The sequence below is a fragment of the Agrobacterium sp. 33MFTa1.1 genome (genome assembly GCF_004328495.1).
Classification (GTDB): Bacteria; Pseudomonadota; Alphaproteobacteria; order Rhizobiales; family Rhizobiaceae; genus Agrobacterium; species Agrobacterium pusense.
This window is the reverse complement of sequence record NZ_CP036360.1, coordinates 478,954-496,948: the sequence shown is the minus strand read 5'-3', so window position 1 is coordinate 496,948 and position 17,995 is coordinate 478,954. Positions and strand designations below refer to the sequence as shown.

General features: G+C 58.3%; 19 protein-coding genes. 11 read left to right on the top strand and 8 right to left on the bottom strand.

Features of this window, described 5'->3' with window-relative positions; all coding sequences use genetic code 11:
- The first annotated feature begins 677 nt into the window (after window positions 1–677).
- From EYD00_RS25800 to mctR, 4 genes are all read left to right on the top strand, one after another.
- A complete protein-coding gene (locus tag EYD00_RS25800) occupies window positions 678–1,577 on the top strand; it encodes a hypothetical protein (protein ID WP_034499235.1) in 900 nt (299 codons plus the stop codon).
- A gap of 54 nt (window positions 1,578–1,631) precedes the next feature.
- On the top strand, window positions 1,632–2,036 hold the full coding sequence (locus tag EYD00_RS25795; protein WP_006699342.1) for a GFA family protein: 405 nt from the start codon (window positions 1,632–1,634) through the stop codon (window positions 2,034–2,036).
- 117 nt (window positions 2,037–2,153) lie between these two features.
- Complete coding sequence (mctS, locus tag EYD00_RS25790; protein WP_006699343.1) at window positions 2,154–3,551, top strand: two-component system sensor histidine kinase MctS; 1,398 nt, start codon at window positions 2,154–2,156, stop codon at window positions 3,549–3,551.
- Window positions 3,548–4,180: a two-component system response regulator MctR gene (gene mctR, locus EYD00_RS25785; RefSeq protein WP_006699344.1), complete on the top strand. Its 633-nt coding sequence runs from the start codon at window positions 3,548–3,550 to the stop codon at window positions 4,178–4,180. Before mctS ends, mctR begins: the two co-directional genes overlap by 4 nt.
- 65 nt (window positions 4,181–4,245) lie before the next feature.
- Here the strand turns inward: mctR and EYD00_RS25780 are convergent, their stop codons facing one another.
- The 6 genes from EYD00_RS25780 to EYD00_RS25755 form a co-directional block, all read right to left on the bottom strand.
- The gene (locus EYD00_RS25780; protein ID WP_034499231.1) at window positions 4,246–5,358 is read right to left on the bottom strand and encodes a TRAP transporter substrate-binding protein; all 1,113 of its coding nucleotides are present in this window, start codon (window positions 5,356–5,358) and stop codon (window positions 4,246–4,248) included.
- Window positions 5,359–5,440: 82 nt separating this feature from the next.
- On the bottom strand, window positions 5,441–6,949 hold the full coding sequence (locus EYD00_RS25775) for a TRAP transporter large permease (protein WP_051674226.1): 1,509 nt from the start codon (window positions 6,947–6,949) through the stop codon (window positions 5,441–5,443).
- 14 nt (window positions 6,950–6,963) lie between these two features.
- Window positions 6,964–7,512, bottom strand: coding sequence for a TRAP transporter small permease subunit (locus EYD00_RS25770; RefSeq protein ID WP_034499225.1), 549 nt, complete (start codon window positions 7,510–7,512; stop codon window positions 6,964–6,966).
- 109 nt (window positions 7,513–7,621) lie between these two features.
- Window positions 7,622–7,912, bottom strand: a complete 291-nt coding sequence (locus EYD00_RS25765) for a hypothetical protein (protein ID WP_131258996.1) — start codon at window positions 7,910–7,912, stop codon at window positions 7,622–7,624.
- Between the two features lie 6 nt (window positions 7,913–7,918).
- The gene (xth, locus tag EYD00_RS25760) at window positions 7,919–8,695 is read right to left on the bottom strand and encodes an exodeoxyribonuclease III (protein WP_034499222.1); all 777 of its coding nucleotides are present in this window, start codon (window positions 8,693–8,695) and stop codon (window positions 7,919–7,921) included.
- Complete coding sequence (locus tag EYD00_RS25755; protein ID WP_193604440.1) at window positions 8,692–8,880, bottom strand: hypothetical protein; 189 nt, start codon at window positions 8,878–8,880, stop codon at window positions 8,692–8,694. Before EYD00_RS25755 ends, xth begins: the two co-directional genes overlap by 4 nt.
- A gap of 200 nt (window positions 8,881–9,080) precedes the next feature.
- On the opposite strand from EYD00_RS25755, the gene ku (EYD00_RS25750) reads away from it, so the two are divergent.
- From ku (EYD00_RS25750) to EYD00_RS25725, 6 genes are all read left to right on the top strand, one after another.
- Window positions 9,081–9,980 (top strand): non-homologous end joining protein Ku, encoded by a 900-nt coding sequence (ku, locus tag EYD00_RS25750; protein WP_034499758.1) that lies wholly within the window; start codon window positions 9,081–9,083, stop codon window positions 9,978–9,980.
- An 11-nt stretch (window positions 9,981–9,991) separates the two neighbouring features.
- Window positions 9,992–10,804 (top strand): non-homologous end joining protein Ku, encoded by an 813-nt coding sequence (gene ku, locus EYD00_RS25745; RefSeq protein WP_034499219.1) that lies wholly within the window; start codon window positions 9,992–9,994, stop codon window positions 10,802–10,804.
- Window positions 10,801–11,871 (top strand): non-homologous end-joining DNA ligase, encoded by a 1,071-nt coding sequence (gene ligD / locus EYD00_RS25740; protein ID WP_051674225.1) that lies wholly within the window; start codon window positions 10,801–10,803, stop codon window positions 11,869–11,871. Before ku (EYD00_RS25745) ends, ligD (EYD00_RS25740) begins: the two co-directional genes overlap by 4 nt.
- 130 nt (window positions 11,872–12,001) lie before the next feature.
- Window positions 12,002–12,478: an Hsp20 family protein gene (locus EYD00_RS25735; protein WP_034499216.1), complete on the top strand. Its 477-nt coding sequence runs from the start codon at window positions 12,002–12,004 to the stop codon at window positions 12,476–12,478.
- Window positions 12,479–12,545: 67 nt separating this feature from the next.
- Complete coding sequence (locus EYD00_RS25730; protein WP_034499212.1) at window positions 12,546–12,845, top strand: DUF982 domain-containing protein; 300 nt, start codon at window positions 12,546–12,548, stop codon at window positions 12,843–12,845.
- 10 nt (window positions 12,846–12,855) lie between these two features.
- Window positions 12,856–13,131, top strand: a complete 276-nt coding sequence (locus EYD00_RS25725; protein WP_034499207.1) for a hypothetical protein — start codon at window positions 12,856–12,858, stop codon at window positions 13,129–13,131.
- Between the two features lie 12 nt (window positions 13,132–13,143).
- On the opposite strand, the gene ligD (EYD00_RS25720) is transcribed toward EYD00_RS25725, so the two are convergent.
- Window positions 13,144–15,795: a DNA ligase D gene (ligD, locus tag EYD00_RS25720; RefSeq protein WP_034499753.1), complete on the bottom strand. Its 2,652-nt coding sequence runs from the start codon at window positions 15,793–15,795 to the stop codon at window positions 13,144–13,146.
- A gap of 344 nt (window positions 15,796–16,139) precedes the next feature.
- On the opposite strand from ligD (EYD00_RS25720), the gene EYD00_RS25715 reads away from it, so the two are divergent.
- The gene (locus EYD00_RS25715; RefSeq protein WP_034499203.1) at window positions 16,140–16,376 is read left to right on the top strand and encodes a DUF6894 family protein; all 237 of its coding nucleotides are present in this window, start codon (window positions 16,140–16,142) and stop codon (window positions 16,374–16,376) included.
- Window positions 16,377–16,623: 247 nt separating this feature from the next.
- Here EYD00_RS25715 and rnk read toward each other — a convergent pair whose 3' ends face one another.
- Window positions 16,624–17,037, bottom strand: coding sequence for a nucleoside diphosphate kinase regulator (gene rnk, locus EYD00_RS25710; RefSeq protein WP_006699356.1), 414 nt, complete (start codon window positions 17,035–17,037; stop codon window positions 16,624–16,626).
- Window positions 17,038–17,995 lie beyond the last annotated feature (958 nt).

Here is a 17,995-nt window from a genome sequence, read left to right as displayed (position 1 = left end):
TTCGTCCCCTTGGCGGGCAAAGTTCGGTTTGCCGTCTAAAGCCCGCCAAAGATACAACACGATTCTCGCGTTACGTCCAGAGATAAGGGTTGATCGACCCTAAAGGGGATCATCTGCCGTTGAGGTTGCGCTGAAACGGTTACAGTCCGTTGCGTATAATCGCTGTTCGCCGCGGCGTGTCTAAAAACGTGTTGCGGTCATCTGTCCAAACTTATGATTTCACTATTGCGTGCATCGCCTCGGCCGCCCAATACATGAGATCAATATTCCAGGGCGTGGCCGGCTAATGCACAATCTGGCCGAGATGGCGCTTCCTGACGAGAGCCCGCGAAACCGGCGGAGCGACCGCCCAAGATAAGTCCGGTCCGCGAACGCCGTCGGCGACGCTAGCACTTTATCAAAAACGGCAGCTCTCGCACGGGTCTCGGCCCCTGATGCCGGGATGCCAGGGACGAATGCTCTCCGATTTCTTCGTGCCGCCACCGTCTGTGTTGTTGACGGCATGTCGGCTCTCGAAATCCGCCGTCGCAAGACCGATCACCATCATCATGAGCTCCCTGGCACTCGTCGGTCAGCTCCTGTCGGGGATTGTCTCGCGGACGGGGTTCGCGGCGCGTTTAGTTTTTTAAAATTCGCACACTGGACGCAACCGGGCCCGAGGCGGATCGTTTTCTGAAATGGACGACGAACAAGAGCATCAGCCCAACAACCCGGTTTTGGAAACGGTGTCGTTTCCGTTCGACCGCATGACCGTCGCACGGTTCCGAGAGACTTTTCCCAAGGCGCGATGGAGTGACCGCCTACAGGCGTGGACGGTTCCCGGCAGCACCGCGCGGCGCCGAATTGACCGGTGGCTGGCGTCGGAAGCCGACCGCAAGGCTCCCTTCGAAGAGGAGAGGGGACGCGACCTCTTCGAGTTTGAGCCTATACTGAGCCCATACCTGGAGGTCCACAACGGCGGTTTGCGCGTCCGAACGCCCTATTCCCGTGAGGTCGTTGACGAACTACGACAGATTCCCTTCGCCCGCTGGAACAGTGAAGCCAAAGCTTGGGAAGTGCCCTTTGCATTCTATGAGGAACTACAGCAGCGATGGGATGCTATTGAAGATGCTGCAAAACGGGCAGAACCAGAGGAAAGACGCAAGAGAGCCCAAGCCAGAAGAGGCACGGAGGAAGAAGCCAGGACAAAGCGGCGCGCGGCGGAACGCAGGAAGAAAAGGCTTCCCGTTGCAAGTGACGAAATGCCGCCCCTAGGACGACCGGTGGCTACCCCTGCCTATTGCGTAGTTGTCGCCACCGAAGTGACCGGAGAACTTGTCGATCCGGCAGAGGTCGCAGAGCACCATCCTGGCGTCAGCGATGAACATGTGTGGGTACTGTGGCGATTGCCCACACTGGAAGAGCTGATTCACACCTGGCCGGCACAACACGAGCCGATCCAGTTTGATAGGAACCGCGGTTGGTGGCAGCCGACACTGGACGAATTGCGGGCTGCGAGACGGCAGGCGAAAATGCGCGAACGACGCAGGCGCAAGGACGGCCACGCCCACGACGGGGCGCGGGCGGGGCAGATTTAATGTCTGGGGGAGGCATCCTCGACGTTTCAATAGCAACAATGAAAGGAGCCTCACATGCACATCGATGGCGCATGCCAATGCCGAAAGATCACGTATGAAGCCGAGATTGACCCGCAGGACGTCGCAATCTGCCACTGTACCGACTGCCAGAGGTTGACCGGCTCCGCGTATAGAGTGACCGTCAGCACACACCGCAACCGCTTCGAGATCACGTCCGGTACGCCCAGACTTTACGTAAAAACCGCCGACAATGGCCGCCGGCGCCTCCAGTTCTTCTGTGCCGACTGCGGATCGCCCGTCTACACGACCGGAGAGCACGAGGATGCAGAGCAGATTGGGATCAGACTGGGAACGGTGAACCAGCGTCAGGAACTGAGGCCCCGTTCGCAGATCTGGTGCTCTTCGGCTTTGCCATGGGCGCAGAGCCTAACCGATCTTCCGGGTCGAGCCAAAGACTAAGCGTCGGTCAAAAAGGCTTGTTGCGGCATCCTGGTCACGGGCCCGGGGATGCTCGACTTGCAGCGCGAACTGTTGTTAGGTGAAGATGCGTCGGAGCGAATGTGTCGGAGGGGCCGCATGAGACTCAGGAACCAGATCCTTGCACTGGCAATAGGGCCCCTTGTTCTTGCCATTATCGTTATTACGGCGCTCATCACCTGGCAGTCCATGACGCTGGCACGCACCAGTATCGATGCCTTCGAGCGAAACATGCTTGCGGCAAAAGAGGCTGAACTTCTCAACCTCACCAATCTCGCCCTTTCCGCGATCCGTTCGGTCTACGATAAAGCGGGACCGGATGACGAAACCGCCAAGGAAGAGGTCAAGCGTATTCTGACAGACCTCGATTATGGCAGGGACGGTTATTTCTTCGTTTATGACTATGATGGGATAAATGTCGTTCATCCGCGGCAGAATTTCCGCCCCGGCAATAACTGGCTTGATCTCTATGATCCTGACGGCAACAGGGTTATCTACGACCTGATTCAGAAAGCCAAGGAGGGGGGTGGCCTCGTCCAGTACAAATGGGAGAAACCCTCCACACGCAAGATGGCTGACAAGCTTTCTTTCGCCGCCGGCCTCGACAAATGGCGCTGGATGATCGGCACAGGGGTCTATCTGGATGATGTTTTCGCCGCGACGGCGGCGGCCAAGGAAGAACTACGTCACTCCATCACATGGAATTTCCTGATTGTTGCCTTGTTTTCGGTCCCTGCGGTGCTGCTGGTGTTTGCCACATGTATGGTGCTCAATCTGCGCCAGCAAAGGCTGGCAGACGGCCGTCTCAAAGCATTGATGCAGAGGGTGATCGATACTCAGGAAGAGGAGCGCCTGCGCATCGCTCGCGAGTTGCACGACGGCATCTCTCAAAATCTGGTCGGTGTCCGGTTCGCAATCGATCTTGCGCGGCGCAAAGTGACGCCGGAGAACACGGGCGCTGTCGAAGCGATTGGCAAGGGTGCGTCGGCATTGACCGAGGCGATCAAGGAGGTCCGCCGTATCTCTCATGATTTGCGACCCCGCGTTCTCGACGATCTGGGGTTATCTGCGGCGCTGGAAGCACTGATTTCAAGCTTTTCAGAACGAACCGGCATCGCGGCCACGCTCGAGTCCGTGGCTTTCAAGCACATGCTGCTTCCTGAAGCACGCGTCGCCCTTTATCGTGTTGCCCAGGAAGCGCTCACCAATATCGAGCGCCATTCCGATGCAACGCAGGTGACCATCAGGTTCTCCAGTCGGGATGAAAGGGTGCAGATGGTCGTCAGCGATAATGGACGCGGATTTCCGGCCGCCCGGACAGAGAAGGAGATGCCGGCCAGCAAGGGCCTTGGCTTGAGAAACATGCAGGAACGCATGACCCATTTCGGCGGCAGGCTTGAAGTCGAAAGCTCCGCAAAAGGCACTGTTCTGCGCGCGGTCCTGCCGATTACCGCCATGAAGGATCGAGGCCAACGTCTACAGGAGGCTGCGGAGTGAACCGTCATTCGATCCGTGTCCTTCTTGTCGATAACCACCCTCTGGTTCTGGACGGGTTGAAGGCTGTGCTTGAGACTTATGAGCATATCGAGGTCGTTGGGACCGCGGCCTCTGCCACGGCGGGTATTGATACGGCTGTCGCCACGCAACCCCATGTCGTACTGATGGATATAAACATGCCACAGATCAATGGCATCGATGCTCTTGAGCTCTTCAGGGAGAAGCACCTTTCCTCTCGGGTGCTGATGTTGTCCATGCATGACAGCCGGGAATATATATCGACGTCGGTCATGTATGGTGCTGCCGGTTACATCCTCAAAGACGTGGCGACCGAAGAAATTGTGGCAGCACTCGAGACCGTGGCCGCCGGTGGAACTTATTTTTCCTCAGGTGTCCGCGATGTCCTTATGGAGGGATCATCCGGGAGGCTGAAGGAGCTGACGACACGTGAGCAGGACGTTCTGCTTCTGATCGCACGCGGCAAAAGTAACCGCGATGCTGCTCTGGCGCTCGATATCTCGGAGCGCACGATGGAAACCCATCGCAAGAACATCAAGCGGAAACTTGATATCGCGACGACCGCCGGCCTTATCCGATATGCGGTAGATAACGGCCTCATCAAAGAATAAGACGAGGCTGAAAATCGGGTCCCGAAATGTCGCCATCCCGGGGCCCGAAAGACGTTTATGCAGGCTTATTTGCCTGCCGTCTGCATCGCATAGCCGTAGCTGTCATAGGTATATTCGGCCACGCGGAACCACTCAAAGCTCTCATCTCGAAACTTCTTCCAGCCAGGATAGATCTTGGCCCATGCCGGGTGCTTCTGGGTGTATTCGTCGTAGAGTTCGAAGGTCGCCCTGTAGGCGGCGTCGAGTACATCCCGAGGCAGCGGTCGAAGCTGCGTGCCCTTGGACACCAGCGAGCGGATCGCGTCCTTGTTCTTGACATCGTAGAGCGCCTGCATGTTGATATTGGCGGCCTTGCAAGCGGTGTCCAGCGCTGCCTTGTATTCTTCGGGCAGGGCCGCATATTGATCCTTGTTGACGAAGAAGTGGATCGTCAGTCCACCCTCCCAGAACGCGGGGTAATAATAATAGGGCGCGATCTGGTAGAAGCCGAGCTTTTCGTCGTCGTAGGGACCTACCCATTCAGCAGCGTCAATGGTTCCCCGCTCCAGCGCGGGATAAATGTCGCCACCCGGAAGCTGCTGCGGCACGGCGCCGAGCTTGGCCAGCACCTGTCCAGCAACGCCGGCAATGCGCATCTTGAGGCCCTTGATGTCCTCCAGACTCTTGATTTCCTTGCGGTACCAGCCGCCCATCTGGGCACCCGTCGCACCACCGGGAATGCCGATGACGCCATAGTCGGACAGGAACTCGTTGTAAGCTTCGTTACCGCCGCCGTGATAAAGCCAGGCATTTTGCTGGCGGGCGTTCAGGCCGAACGGAATGGTCGAGCCGATGGCGAACGTCGGATCCTTGCCGGTGAAATAATATCCGCAGGTATGGGAGATTTCGACGGTATTGGCTTTTACGGCGTCGATCGCCTGAGCGCCGGGGACGATCTCGCCTGCCTGGAAAACCTGGATTTCGAACTTGCCTCCCGTTATCGCCTTCAGGGCGTTGGACATGACTACGGCACCGCCGTAGATCGTATCCAGATTATTCGGGAAGCCTGACGTGAGACGCCAACGAATGTTGGGCAAAGATTGGGCTATGGCCGGCGTTGCCAGTGTGGAAACGGCCGCAGCCGCCCCCGCCAGCACGCCGCCCGACAATAGTTGCCGGCGACCTGGATTGACCTTCATGAATTACCTCCTCCTTCTTTAGACGTCTCCGGCGTTTGGCCCGCCGGCAGGCTGTGACGGGCGCCTCCGCGCCCGACTGATTTCAAGGTGTCGAGGGCTTTCCAAAGCTCGGCGCGCTGTTGCCGGGTGCCAGGAAGGGATTTGCGAAAGGATCGGCGTCCGTCCCTGCGCTCGGCATGGGAACGTTGATATGGACGGCAGACGGATCGACCTGCTTGGCGCCCGATTTGTAGTGCATCACGATGCCAGGGAAGGCGATGATGATGACGACCATGGCAAGTTGAATAAAGAGATAGGGGATTGCTCCCAGATAAATCTGGGTTGACGTCACCGGCTGGATCGTCTGCCCGGTAATGCGATCCCTGTAAGCGCGTGTCGGCGCCACGGATCGCAGGAAGAACAGCGAGAAACCGAAGGGCGGATGCATGAACGATGTCTGCATATTGACCGCCAGCATGACGCCGAACCAGATCAGGTCGATGCCGAGAGCATCTGCGACAGGTGCCAGGAGCGGGATGATAATGAAGGCCAACTCGAAATAGTCGAGGAAGAAGGCTAGGAAAAAGACCAGCAGGTTCGCGACAATCAGGAAGCCGATTTCTCCGCCCGGGACCGACGTCATGAGATGCTCGACCCAGACATGCCCGTTCACGCCGTAAAACGTCAGCGAAAAGACCCGCGCGCCGAGCAGGATAAGCAGCACGAAGGACGACAGCTTCGCGGTGGCGTAAAGCGACTGCTGTATGAGACCGAAATTGAGTTTGCGGTTGGCGAGCGCAAGCGCAAGCGCGCCCACCGCTCCCATCGCGCCGCCTTCCGTCGGCGTTGCGATGCCGAGGAAGATCGTGCCCAGCACAAGGAATATCAGCACGAGAGGTGGCACCAGAGAGGTGATGACCTTCAGCAGCAGCTTGCCGCCACGCAGGGTCCGCGCTTCCAATGGCAAGGCCGGGACCTTTGCCGGGCTGATGATCGAGGTGATGATGATGTAGAGCGTATAAGCCCCTACGAGCATCAGGCCGGGAACAAGAGCGCCCTTGTACATGTCACCAACCGAGCGTCCGAGCTGGTCGGCGAGTACGATCAGGACGAGGCTCGGCGGTATGATCTGCGCCAGCGTGCCCGACGCTGCGATCGTGCCGGCGGCGATTTTGCGGTCATAACCATAACGCAGCATGATCGGCAGCGAGATAAGGCCCATCGAGATGACCGAGGCTGCAACAACGCCTGTGGTAGCGGCCAAAATCGCTCCTACGAAAATCACCGCAAAGGCAATGCCACCGCGGACGGGTCCGAACAGCTGGCCGATTGTGTCCAGCAGATCTTCCGCCATACCGCTCTTTTCGAGGATCAGCCCCATGAAGGTGAAGAAAGGTATGGCCAGCAATGTTTCGTTTGACATCTGGCCGAAGATGCGATCGGGAATGGCCTGAAACAGGGTTGCCGGGAGCAGCCCGAGTTCGATCCCGATGAAACCAAAAAAGAAGCCGACGAAGGCCAGGGCGAAGGCTACCGGGTAGCCGAACAGCAGGACGATGATGAGCGCGGCGAACATGATCGGCGCGAGATTTTCCGCAATGAATGCCATTATTGTTTTCCCTTCGATCAGAGCATCGCCGCTTCGGCGTCTGCCTCTGCAACCGGATCAGGAATAACGCCGCGCAGGATGGCGACGCGCTTGATGAGCTCCGAAACACCCTGCAGGGCAAGGAGGCTGAAACCGATCGGGATTAGCGCCCAGACCGGCCACTGGATAAGGCCGCCCGTGTTGTTCGAAACTTCGCCGGAGGCGAATTTCTGCAGGAACACGGGCCAGGAGAGATAGACCGTGATGATGCAGAAAGGCATGAGAAAGAAGATGGTGCCGAGCATATCGACCCATAACTGCCCCTTGCGCGGAAGATTCCCGTAAACAAGGTCGACCTTCACATGCTCATTGTTGAGGAGCGTGTAGGCGGCGGCGATCAGGAATACGGCAGAAAAAAGGTACCACTGTGATTCAAGCCATGCGTTTGAGCTCATGGAGAACGCCTTGCGCATGACCGCGTTGATGGCGCTGATGAAAATAGCCACCAACAGCAGCCACGAAACGCCCTTGCCGATCGCGGAATTGACTGCATCAATGGCGCGCGAAACGGCCAGCAAAAATCTCATGATATCCTCCCCAGGAAGCGGCCGCGTACTCCTCAATACACGTGCTGCCGCTATAATGCGGGCAAGATATCAATCGCGGCTTTTCGCTCAAGAGCTGCCGCGGCCGAACTTATTCATGCATACCGAGAACTGGGTATAAGAGCGTGTCGAGGCAAAAACGTGCCGTGAGACAAAAGCGCATTGATGCCGGTCGCGGCGTTTCAACGTCAACTGCCGCCAAGATCAAGGTTGGCCTGATGGCTGCCAATGCTCCACAGCCGTGATCGGCCAGTCCCGCCAGGGATACCGTCGTATATCCTTTTGCAACCTTGATCTCCTCTAGGATCGAGAATTTTGGTTGCGACGCTTTAATCGCTGGCTTGGTCGCTGGTCTTTGTGTTCTTACTGCTATCTGCTCCATGAGGTTCTACCGGTCGTCCAGCTCAATCCAGGCGGGGGCGTGATCACTGGTGCGCTCCCATTCACGCGCAAACCTGTCGACCCCACACGCCTGCAATCGCTTCTGAACGGTCGGGGTCAGCAGGAAGTGATCAATGCGCAGACCGGCATCGCGTGCAAACGCGTTCCGGAAATACTTCCAGAAGGTATATATTCTCTCATTCGGATGCAGCCGTCTGATGGCGTCCGTCCAGCCCATGGCGATAAGGTAGGCATAGGCCGCGCGGACCTCGGGGCGAAACAGGGCATCGTCTCGCCAGCGCTCAGGCTTATAGACATCGAGATCGGTCGGCATAACGTTGAAGTCTCCGACAAGGGCGCATGGCACGTCCAGCTCAAGCAGTTGACCTGCATATGAAACCAGCCGCTCAAACCAGCGCAGCTTGTAGTCGAATTTCGGGCCGGGGGCCGGGTTACCGTTCGGCAGGTAAAGGCAGCCGATTATCATGCCGTCGATGGCTGCCTCGATATACCGGCTGTGGCTGTCGTCAGGGTCTCCGGGAAGCCCCCGGCGCGTCTCAAGAGGTTCCTGACCCCGGGCGAGAATTGCGACACCATTCCATGATTTCTGACCATGCCAGATGGCGCCGTAGCCTGCGCACTCGATTTGGCGGCGCGGAAACTTCTCGTCCGGTGCCTTCAACTCCTGCAGGCAGACGACATCGGGTTTTGCCTGATCGAGCCAACGAAGCAGGACTTCGAGCCGGCCGTTGATACCGTTGACGTTATACGTGGCGAGCTTCACCGGGGTTCGTCAGTGTTTGCGATCACCCCGGTCACCCTGGCCCGGTTTCGCATCATGCTTCGCATCGTGGCGCGCGTCGGCAGAGAGGATCGCGAGACGTCGACGCTTTCCTTGAACTTGCCGTCCTTATCGCGGCGCACATAACGCTTGTCGGTTCCGGTATCGATCAGTTCACGCTTGCTCATGACAGGCCTCCTCTTTGCGTTTCGTGAAGAGGAAACGTTCGTCGCCGCAAAAAGATGCACCGGAATCAAGCGTCTAGCGCAGAATCGCAACGCCAGTTGTGATCATGGTCCTAAATCCTTGAAAAATGATTCGTTTTGACTCGGAACAAATGCATGCTGATTCGCTTGAATCGCATTGGTTGTGGCAGGAGTTTTGCGTCATGGTTGCCCCGCGAGCGAACTGGAAGGGCTTTATCAAATTCGGAGAGGTCGCGTGTCCCGTGGCTCTCTACACTGCGGCATCATCATCGGAACGGATCGCGTTCAACACCCTCAATCGCCGAACCGGCAACCGGGTGAAAAGGGAATTCATCGACACCGAGACCGGCGATCCGGTGGAGCGGGACGCCCAAGTCAAGGGCTATGAGATCGAGAACGGCCAGTACATCGTTCTTGAGCCGGACGAGGTGGCTGCCGCCGTCCCCCACAGCGACAAGACGCTGAAGATCGACGCCTTCATCCCCTGCAGTGAAATCGACAGCGTCTATTTCGACAAGCCGTATTATCTGGCGCCCGACAGGATGGGGACGGAAGCTTTCGTTCTTTTGCGCGATGGCATGAAAAGAGCCAAAGTTGCTGCGATCGCCCGCACCGTGCTCTTCCGGCGCCTGCGTACGGTGCTGATCAGGCCACACGGGAAGGGCCTGATCGCCACGACGCTCAACTTTGACTATGAAGTCCGCTCGTCGGCAGAGGCCTTCGAGGAGTTGCCGGACCTGAAGATTGAAGGCGAGATGCTTGAGCTTGCCGAGCACATTATCGGCACAAAGAAGGGGACCTTCGACGCCAGCACGTTCAACGACCGTTATGAGGCCGCCGTTGCCGAGCTGGTGAAGGCCAAGATCGAGGGCAGGGCACTGCCGAAGAAGAAGGCCGCAGCCGTCCCCCGGCAAAACGACCTTTTGCAGGCGCTGCGTGAGAGTGCTGGCATGGGCACCAAATCCAGCCAGAAACGTGCCGCTTCTAACGCCAACAAGAGTGCTGGCCGTCAAAAGGCTTCAAAATCGGGTGCTGCTGCCAAATCAAATGCGGTCTCGTCACAGACGCGCCGCGCCGGCTGACGGAGGAAATCATGGCTGTCCGTCCCTATTGGAAAGGTTATCTGAAACTCTCGCTTGTCACCTGTCCCGTGCAGATGATGCCGGCAACGTCCGAAAGTGAGAAGGTCCGCTTCCACACCCTCAACCGCGATACCGAAAACCGGGTCGTCAGCCACTACGTCGATAGCGTTACCGGAAAAGAGGTGAGGGAGGAGGATGAGGTCAAGGGCTATGAGCGTGGCGAGAACGAATACATCATCCTCGAAGACGAAGAACTGGAAAACGTTGCGCTCGACAGCACGAAGACCATCGACATCTCGACGTTTACGCCCCGTGACGGCATCGAGTGGATATGGCTCGACACGCCCTATTATCTTTCACCCAACGATGCCGTCGGCCAGGAAGCATTCTCGGTCATCAGGGATGCGATGGAAGCGCAGAACATGGTGGGGATTTCACGTCTAGTGATTACCCGCCGCGAGCGCGCCGTCATGCTTGAGCCACGCGGCAAGGGTATCGTTCTCTGGACGCTGCGGTATGGGGATGAAGTCCGTGACGAGAATACTTACTTTGGCGGGATCGAAGAAGATGAAACGGCCGATAGCGAGATGATGCGTCTCGTGCAGCAACTGATCAAAAAGCAAACGCAGCACTGGGATCCCAAGATGGTCATCGATCCGGTTCAGGATCGGTTGCTTGACATCATTGCCGCCAAGAAGAAAGCGCTCAAGAAGTCTGCAAAACCCAGGACATCCACACCGGCAAAGTCGGCAGCCAGCAATGTCGTCAATATCATGGACGCGCTGAAGAAGTCGGTTGCGGCCGAGAACCGGGCGGGCAAATGAAACGTCCCGCCAAGCCGCTCCTGCAGAATGACAGCCTGACGGCAAAATCGCAGCCGCGCCGCAGGCGCGATCCGGCTCAGCCCAATCTGCCGTTCGACCCGATGCCAGATCGCGTCGAGCCATGTCTGGCGCTCCTGAAGACGGCCCCGCCGTCCGGCCCCGAGTGGGTCTATGAAATGAAGTGGGACGGCTATCGGCTCGCGGTCCATATCGAGCCGAAGGGTGTGCGGATCATTACCCGGGGCGGCCACGACTGGACGCACCGGTTTCCCGCTATCGCCGCAGCGGCCAGGGACCTTGGAGTTGCAACAGCCATCCTTGACGGCGAAGCGGTGGTGCTGAACGGCGAGGGTCGCTCCGATTTCGGCGCGCTGCAACGCTCGCTCGGAGGGCGAGGCGGCAAACGGGCGTCGACAGAAGCCGTACTCTTCGCCTTCGACCTTTTGTATTTCGATGGCCACGATCTCACTCGTACCGAGCTGTCGGTCCGACGGCACTTGCTGGGGGACCTGCTTGAAGACGCGACCGGCGCAATCCAGCTGTCCGAAGAAATAGAAGCGGACGGCGCTGAATTATTGGCGAGCGCGTGCTCTCTCGGCATGGAAGGCATCATCGCAAAACATCGTGACAGCCCTTATCGCTCGGGCCGGACCGGAGACTGGCTGAAGATCAAGTGTGTTCAAAGCGAGAGCTTCATGATTGTCGGCTACGAGCAGTCGGCGGCGGCGCGCGGCGGGATTGGCAGTTTGCTGCTGGCGGCGAGACATGGACATGACTGGGTCTATGTTGGCGCCGTTGGAACCGGGTTCAAGGAGAAAGATGCGGCGTATCTGAAGAAGACACTGGATAGGCTGAAGACGAAGACACCGGTCGTTCCGCTCAAGGGCAGGAATTACGTCTTCGCGCAGCCGACGCTCATCGCCGAAATAGAGTTCCGTGGCTGGACCGACGATGGCAACCTGCGTCATGCGTCCTATAAAGGCCTGCGCGAGGTGCAGGACAATGCCGCGGTCCATGAACTCAAATGGGTTGGTCCTGGCCGGCGCCTGGATGTCATTTTTTTCTGACGGCGCCCTTGAATCGCAAATTCCAGAAAACCAAATCGATTGTCGCCAGTTGCTGAGACAGGGCTGGACTTGCTGGAAGCACCGCGTTTCGGCGCTTCTGTACCCATGTTGCTTCAAGGAGGATATGGCTATGGCAACATCTTATGACTACGCACCCCTGTTCCGCTCGACCGTCGGCTTCGACCGGATCTTCAATCTTCTTGAAAATGCCCAGCGCGCCCGCTCGATGAGCGACTGGCCGCCCTATGACATCGTCAAGACCGGCGATGACAGCTACCGGATTTCGGTCGCGGTCGCAGGGTTTGCCGAGGACGAGCTAGACATCACCTTTCAATCCAACCTTCTCACCGTTACCGGCAAGAAGCAGGACGCTTCCGCCGATGAATACCTTCATCGCGGTATAGCCGGCCGGCCCTTCGAACACCGTTTCGAACTTGCCGACCATGTCAGGGTGAATGGCGCCGATCTCCGCAACGGTCTTCTGTCGATCGATCTCGTTCGTGAGATTCCTGAGGCCTTGAAACCGCGCAAGATCGATATCCAGACCAGCCCGGCCCTTCAGCATAAGGTTGCCCCTGCGCAGATCGAAGCGCAAAAGGTGGCCTGATCAATTTTTGAAAACGGGCGCCGTTACAGCGGCGCCCGTCAACATCGGGGGTAGGAAGGAGATCGCGATGAAACCCGATATGTTCAAAGAGCCCGTAACCATCCTTATCGGCCTTGGATTTCCGACCGAGGTTCGCAGCGTCATCGACGCTTACCGGCATCTCGCCGAATGGCCGGCATCGATGCGCGATACGGCGCATTCAATGGCGCTGAAGGCCTGCAGCGCGGCATTGCGCGGTGAGATCGAAGCGGACACCGCCCGGGGTTTGTTTGCAGCCTTTGCCGCCAAACACGATCTGCTGGCCCCGGACATTGATGTCATCTCCGCGTCCTGTCACTCGCACGACAAGGATCCGCACGTTCGCTGAGGAAGCCGACATGCTTGAGAATCCGCAGCTTGCCGCGAGCGATATCGCCCTGATGGGCACGACAATCCTGCTCAAGGGGATGGAAATTGCGCGGCCGATCGATGTGGTGGACGCAACCACGCTCAAGGTCGACGAAAAACGGACCATATTGGCCGCCTGGGCTTCGGACCTCTACACGATCGACTCAAGGCCGGCATACCGCCATATGCCTGGAACGCCGGAGCCTGTCTCAATCGATGAGGTTCAGGCTGCGCTGAGCGACCTTGACCGGCGCTACGGGTCTTGATCCAGGCCGCTCTCAGGCGGCCTGTTTCATCGCCTTCGTCAGCCGCTTGATGGCCTGCTCCAGCGAACGCTGCCCGTCGCAGTAATCCTGCCAGGCGGTTGTCTTCGACAAAAGCGCCGGTACGGTGCGAATGGTGAAGCGTTTCGGATCGAGATCCGTTTTTACCTGCTTCCAGGTCAGCGGCATCGATACTGGTGCGCCTGGCCGGGCGCGCGGTGACAGCGGCGCAACAGCAGTCGCCATTCGGTCATTGCGCAGGTAGTCGAGGAAGATCCGGCCGTTGCGCTGGTTCTTCGCCATCTTGATCAGGTAAAGGTCAGGGTTGTCACGTGCCATCTGCAGGCACACATCGTGTGCGAAGCCTTTCGCCTCCGGCCAGCTCAGCTTGTTTCCCTTCGGTACCGCAAGCGGGGTGACGACGTGAAGGCCCTTGCCGCCGGTGGTCTTGCAGAAGCTGACGAGGCCAAGCTCCTCCAGCCGGTCGCGCATTTCCCGCGCGGCTTCGACTACGGTGGAGAAGGGTACGTCCGGACCCGGATCAAGGTCGAAGACAAGACGACCGGGCACCTCCGGTTCGTTGGGCTCGCAATTCCAGGGATGCAGTTCGACGCCGCCGATCTGGGCGATGGCGGCAAGGCCCTCAACGCGATCAATCTGCAGATAGGGTTTCTTGTCGCCGAACACCTTGACCAGTTCGACCAGGTTCGACGTTCCCGGCATCGCGTGTCTCTGGAAGAACTGCTCACCACCGATGCCGTCAGGCGTCCGGATGATAGAGCATGGCCGTCCCTTGATATGGTCGATCAGCCATGGACCAACGGCCTGATGATAGTGCGCGAGATCCTCCTTGGTGACCGGCTCACCGTCATTTGCATCGGGCCAGAGCGGCTTGTCAGGGCTGGAGATCATCACTCCCATCACTTCTGCCTTGGTGTTCTTGCCGCGTGCCGGTCGCGACGGCTTTGGCCGGGCCGGCGTTGGCGTTTCAGTTTTCCCGGGCGATGCCGGCGTTTCGGCCTCGACCTCCTTCGCCGGCTTGTCTTCGCGCAAACCCTTGAAGGCTGCCTGACGGACCAGTCCGTCCGCGGTCCAGCCAGCGAACTGGATCTCGGCCACCAGTTCGGGCTTGACCCAGACGATGTTGGGTTCCTTTTTCGGAGCGCCTATTCCGGTAAAGGGCGATTTTGAGGTTTCCAGTTCCCGGAGCTTCGGCAGGATTGTATCCACCGTTTTGGCACCATAGCCGGTCCCGACCCGCCCGACATAGACGAAGTGATTGTCCCTGAAGACGCCGACAAGAAGTGAACGAAACTTGCCGTTGGTTTTGGCGTAAGCGCCAATGACAACCTCATGTCCGGCGCGGCATTTGGATTTCGCCCAGGTATCGGTACGCCCCGACTGATAGGGGGCATCCGCCTGCTTCGAGACAATGCCCTCCAGCGAGAGCTTGCACGCCGATTTCAATACTGCATCGCCACCGGTCTCGAAATGTTCGACGAACCGCAGGCGCGGATCTTCCCCCGCCTCGCTCAGAAGCGCTTCGAGCCTTTTCTTGCGTTCCGTAAGCGGTAGTTGCCTTAGATCCTCACTTCCCTCGAACAGCAGGTCGAAAGCAAAATAGACGAGCGCATCCGTTTTACCTTCTGACAGCGCCGCCTGAAGTGCGGCGAAGTCCGGGGCACCGTTTTCATCGAGCGCACAGATCTCACCGTCGATGATGGCATCAGGCAAGCTTGCGGCCGATGTCGCAATCGCCGGATACTTGGCGGTCCAGTCCAGCCCCTTGCGCGTCTTCAGCGTGACTTCGCCGTTTTCAATGCGCGCCTGAATACGGTATCCGTCGAATTTAATCTCGTGGATCCAGCCATCGGCCGAGGGTGGACGTTCTAGCGTTTCGCAAAGCTGCGGAGGTATGAAGTCGGGCATCGCGGACTTCGCCGCTTTCGGCGATGCAGGGCGCCTTTTCTTCGTATCCGCCGCACGTTTATCTGCCGCCAGTCCGTGATTGCTGTCCCAGACGGCGTCGGCCTGCACATCGCCGCTCTGCACCATAAACGGTTTTGGTTTCTTTCCTTTACCGGCGGCGATGGCGTCCATGGTTCTGCCCGAGGCAACCGACGTGTCGTTTTCGTCAAGGATGGCGGCGCCGTTTTCTTCAACCGAGAAGTCGTCGCGATGCTTGATCAGCAGCCAGTTCGTCCGTTTGCCACCGTCACGGTCATTGCGCATCCGCACCAGCACGAAGCTGCCATGCAGCCGCTCTCCCTCCAGTGTAAATTTGAAGTCGCCCTTGGCGAGCGCCTGCTCGGGTGTCCGGTTGCCTTCCGGCTCCCAGTAGCCGCGATCCCAGAGCATGACGGTGCCGCCGCCATATTGGCCTTTGGGGATCGTGCCTTCGAAGTCACCATAGTCCAGCGGGTGGTCTTCCACCTCCACGGCCAGGCGCTTGTCCTGGGGATCGAGAGACGGTCCCTTGGTCACAGCCCAAGACTTGAAGACGCCATCGAGTTCGAGGCGCAGGTCATAATGGAGCCGCGTGGCGTCGTGTTTCTGGATGACAAAGCGCCTGCGGTTTGAAGCTTTCAGCTTCGTTTTTCCGCTTGGCTCCTGCGTCTTCTGAAAATCGCGTTTCTGCCTGTAGGTCGAGAGCTTGTCGTTGGCCATGAGCATCCCCGTAAACAATCAGCCTGCCATCCTTGATGGAATGAGGCGCGGGCAGGACAGAGAGAGGTGCTCCACTGCCCCACCGAGAACAGGAGCACCCGCCCACTATCTCAACAAGCAAAATCAATTATTCCAGGTTTTGTTCCGAAGGGGCGGAGGGGGGGGGCGGCCAGCCGGAAGCTGATCGGAGTAGGGTAACCAGTCTGCTCGGGCCAATCCAGAGAGCCGCCGATGTTTCGTTCTCGGGGGCCGTCAGTTCTGCGCAATACTCCCATCGCGGATTCGGCCAACGGAACCAATACGATGAGAGGCAGTTGGTTATTGGAGGAAATCAGGATTATACAATGCCACGGTATTTTTTCCACGTCCGGGACGCTGACGGTCTCTCTTTGGATACGGAGGGTGCGGTACTGTCTAGCGACGAGGGTGCTTTTATTGAGGCCGTACAAGCCGCGAGGGAAATGCTGGCAGAGAAAATCCTGAAGAATGAGGTTGTGGACGGCGCAGAGTTCGAAGTCGTAAGGAGCGACGGCGTCCTGGTGGCTAAAATTCCGCTGAAATCCGTTGTACGATTTGAATGACTCCAGGTGCCTGAGCATGCGGTCGTCGTCTACACGATCCGCGGTGGTCCCGAAAGAAAGTCCAATCGATGGCGAACAACCTGGACCGTCAACATTTCGCCTGACACCAGGATGGGCAAGCAATCGGGCCAGCCCGCGCACGTGGCATCTTGATGTCGTTACTTTTTCTCTGTTTGCTTTCACACGGCACGCCAGGAATCCTCGCCGATTTATGGCGAGGTTCTCGTATCCTCTGAAATTGAGCCCTTCAGGCGGGTGTGGAAGGGACGCCGGCCGTCACATCAAGGACCGTCAACATGTGTGACTGCCCGTCGCGGCCGCTCCACTCGATCTGCTGCCCCGGAGAAAGACCCAGAAGCGCAGCGCCAATCGGCGTCAGCACGCTGACCATTGAGCGTTCGATGTCGGCGAGACCGGGATAACAAAGAGTGACCGATCTTCTGGCGCCGCCTTCCGTCCTGTAGGACACTGTCGATCCGACCGCTACGGCATCCGGCGGGAATTGGTCGTCCTCTACGACGTCAGCTCGTTCAAGTTCGATAAGCAATTCTTCGGCAACATCAAGGTCGCGTCCCGGTGCTGCCAGTGCAAGAGAGGTAAGACGAGCGTGGTCAGTCTGCCTGACGACGATCGACGGCTTTCCGCAATTGGTGGTGTTCATGTCATATGCCTCTGTTTCAGCCCGAAGGCCGCGCTATAAAAGACTGCTTGTGGAGCATTGGGTCGCGCAATCCCGGAGGATCAAAGCCCGGGCACAGACGCGCGACGGCAGTCTACGTCCCGGGCGAGTACCCTTCGACGGAATACTCTCGGCTGAGGCAAAATGCACTGAAATTGCTGATCTTCAACATGGTGCCTCAATCATGGCATGCTTGAGGAGGAAGTCAAGAAGCGCTCCGTAAAGCACCGCGCGGCGCTTATGGTCGCGGCTTAGGCCTTGACTTCCTGCCGCGTACCATAAATGCTGGGTCCATGTTGAGTGAGAGCAAAAGACGCGCCGTGAGCACAGTCAGGATGTGCACTATCGCAGGATCCTGACCAGGTCCGGCCATTGTCGCTTCCGGATCCTGAGCTGCGACCTCAATACGTCTCCGCCCAACCATCTGCGACAACTTCAAACACGCAACGCTCCTCCGATTCGCGATCGCGCTGTCGCGCAAGTCCAAATCAATATGTCTTCAACAGCCAAGCCTTGCCTGAGGCAAACCGACTTTCACTTAGCCGGTTTACGCTCATGGCCTTGAACAGCGATTTCGATGTTGAGTCCGAACCGAGCCGGAAACTGGAAAATTCGTGGGTTTTGGCGGACGAGCAGGTTGCGGTCGACCACTCTACGGCGGATTCACCCTCCCGGAGGAGGTTGCTGGGCAGACACGCCGGCTTACGATTGTTCTTCCGCATGAATTGGAGGCGTACGGGCGCCTGCCGCCCTTCGTTGACGTCTGTCGTGGCGGTCCTGGCCTCAAATCCGGCAGCGAGGCGAGGAATCTCACGATGGAAGGGGGCGCCGGCTGACCGCCCTCACGGTAAAAGACACGAGCCTACGAAAGCTTCAGCGGCCCCAGACCAGGATGACACGACGGGGGAAGGGCTGCAGGACCAATGTCCGCGTTTACATA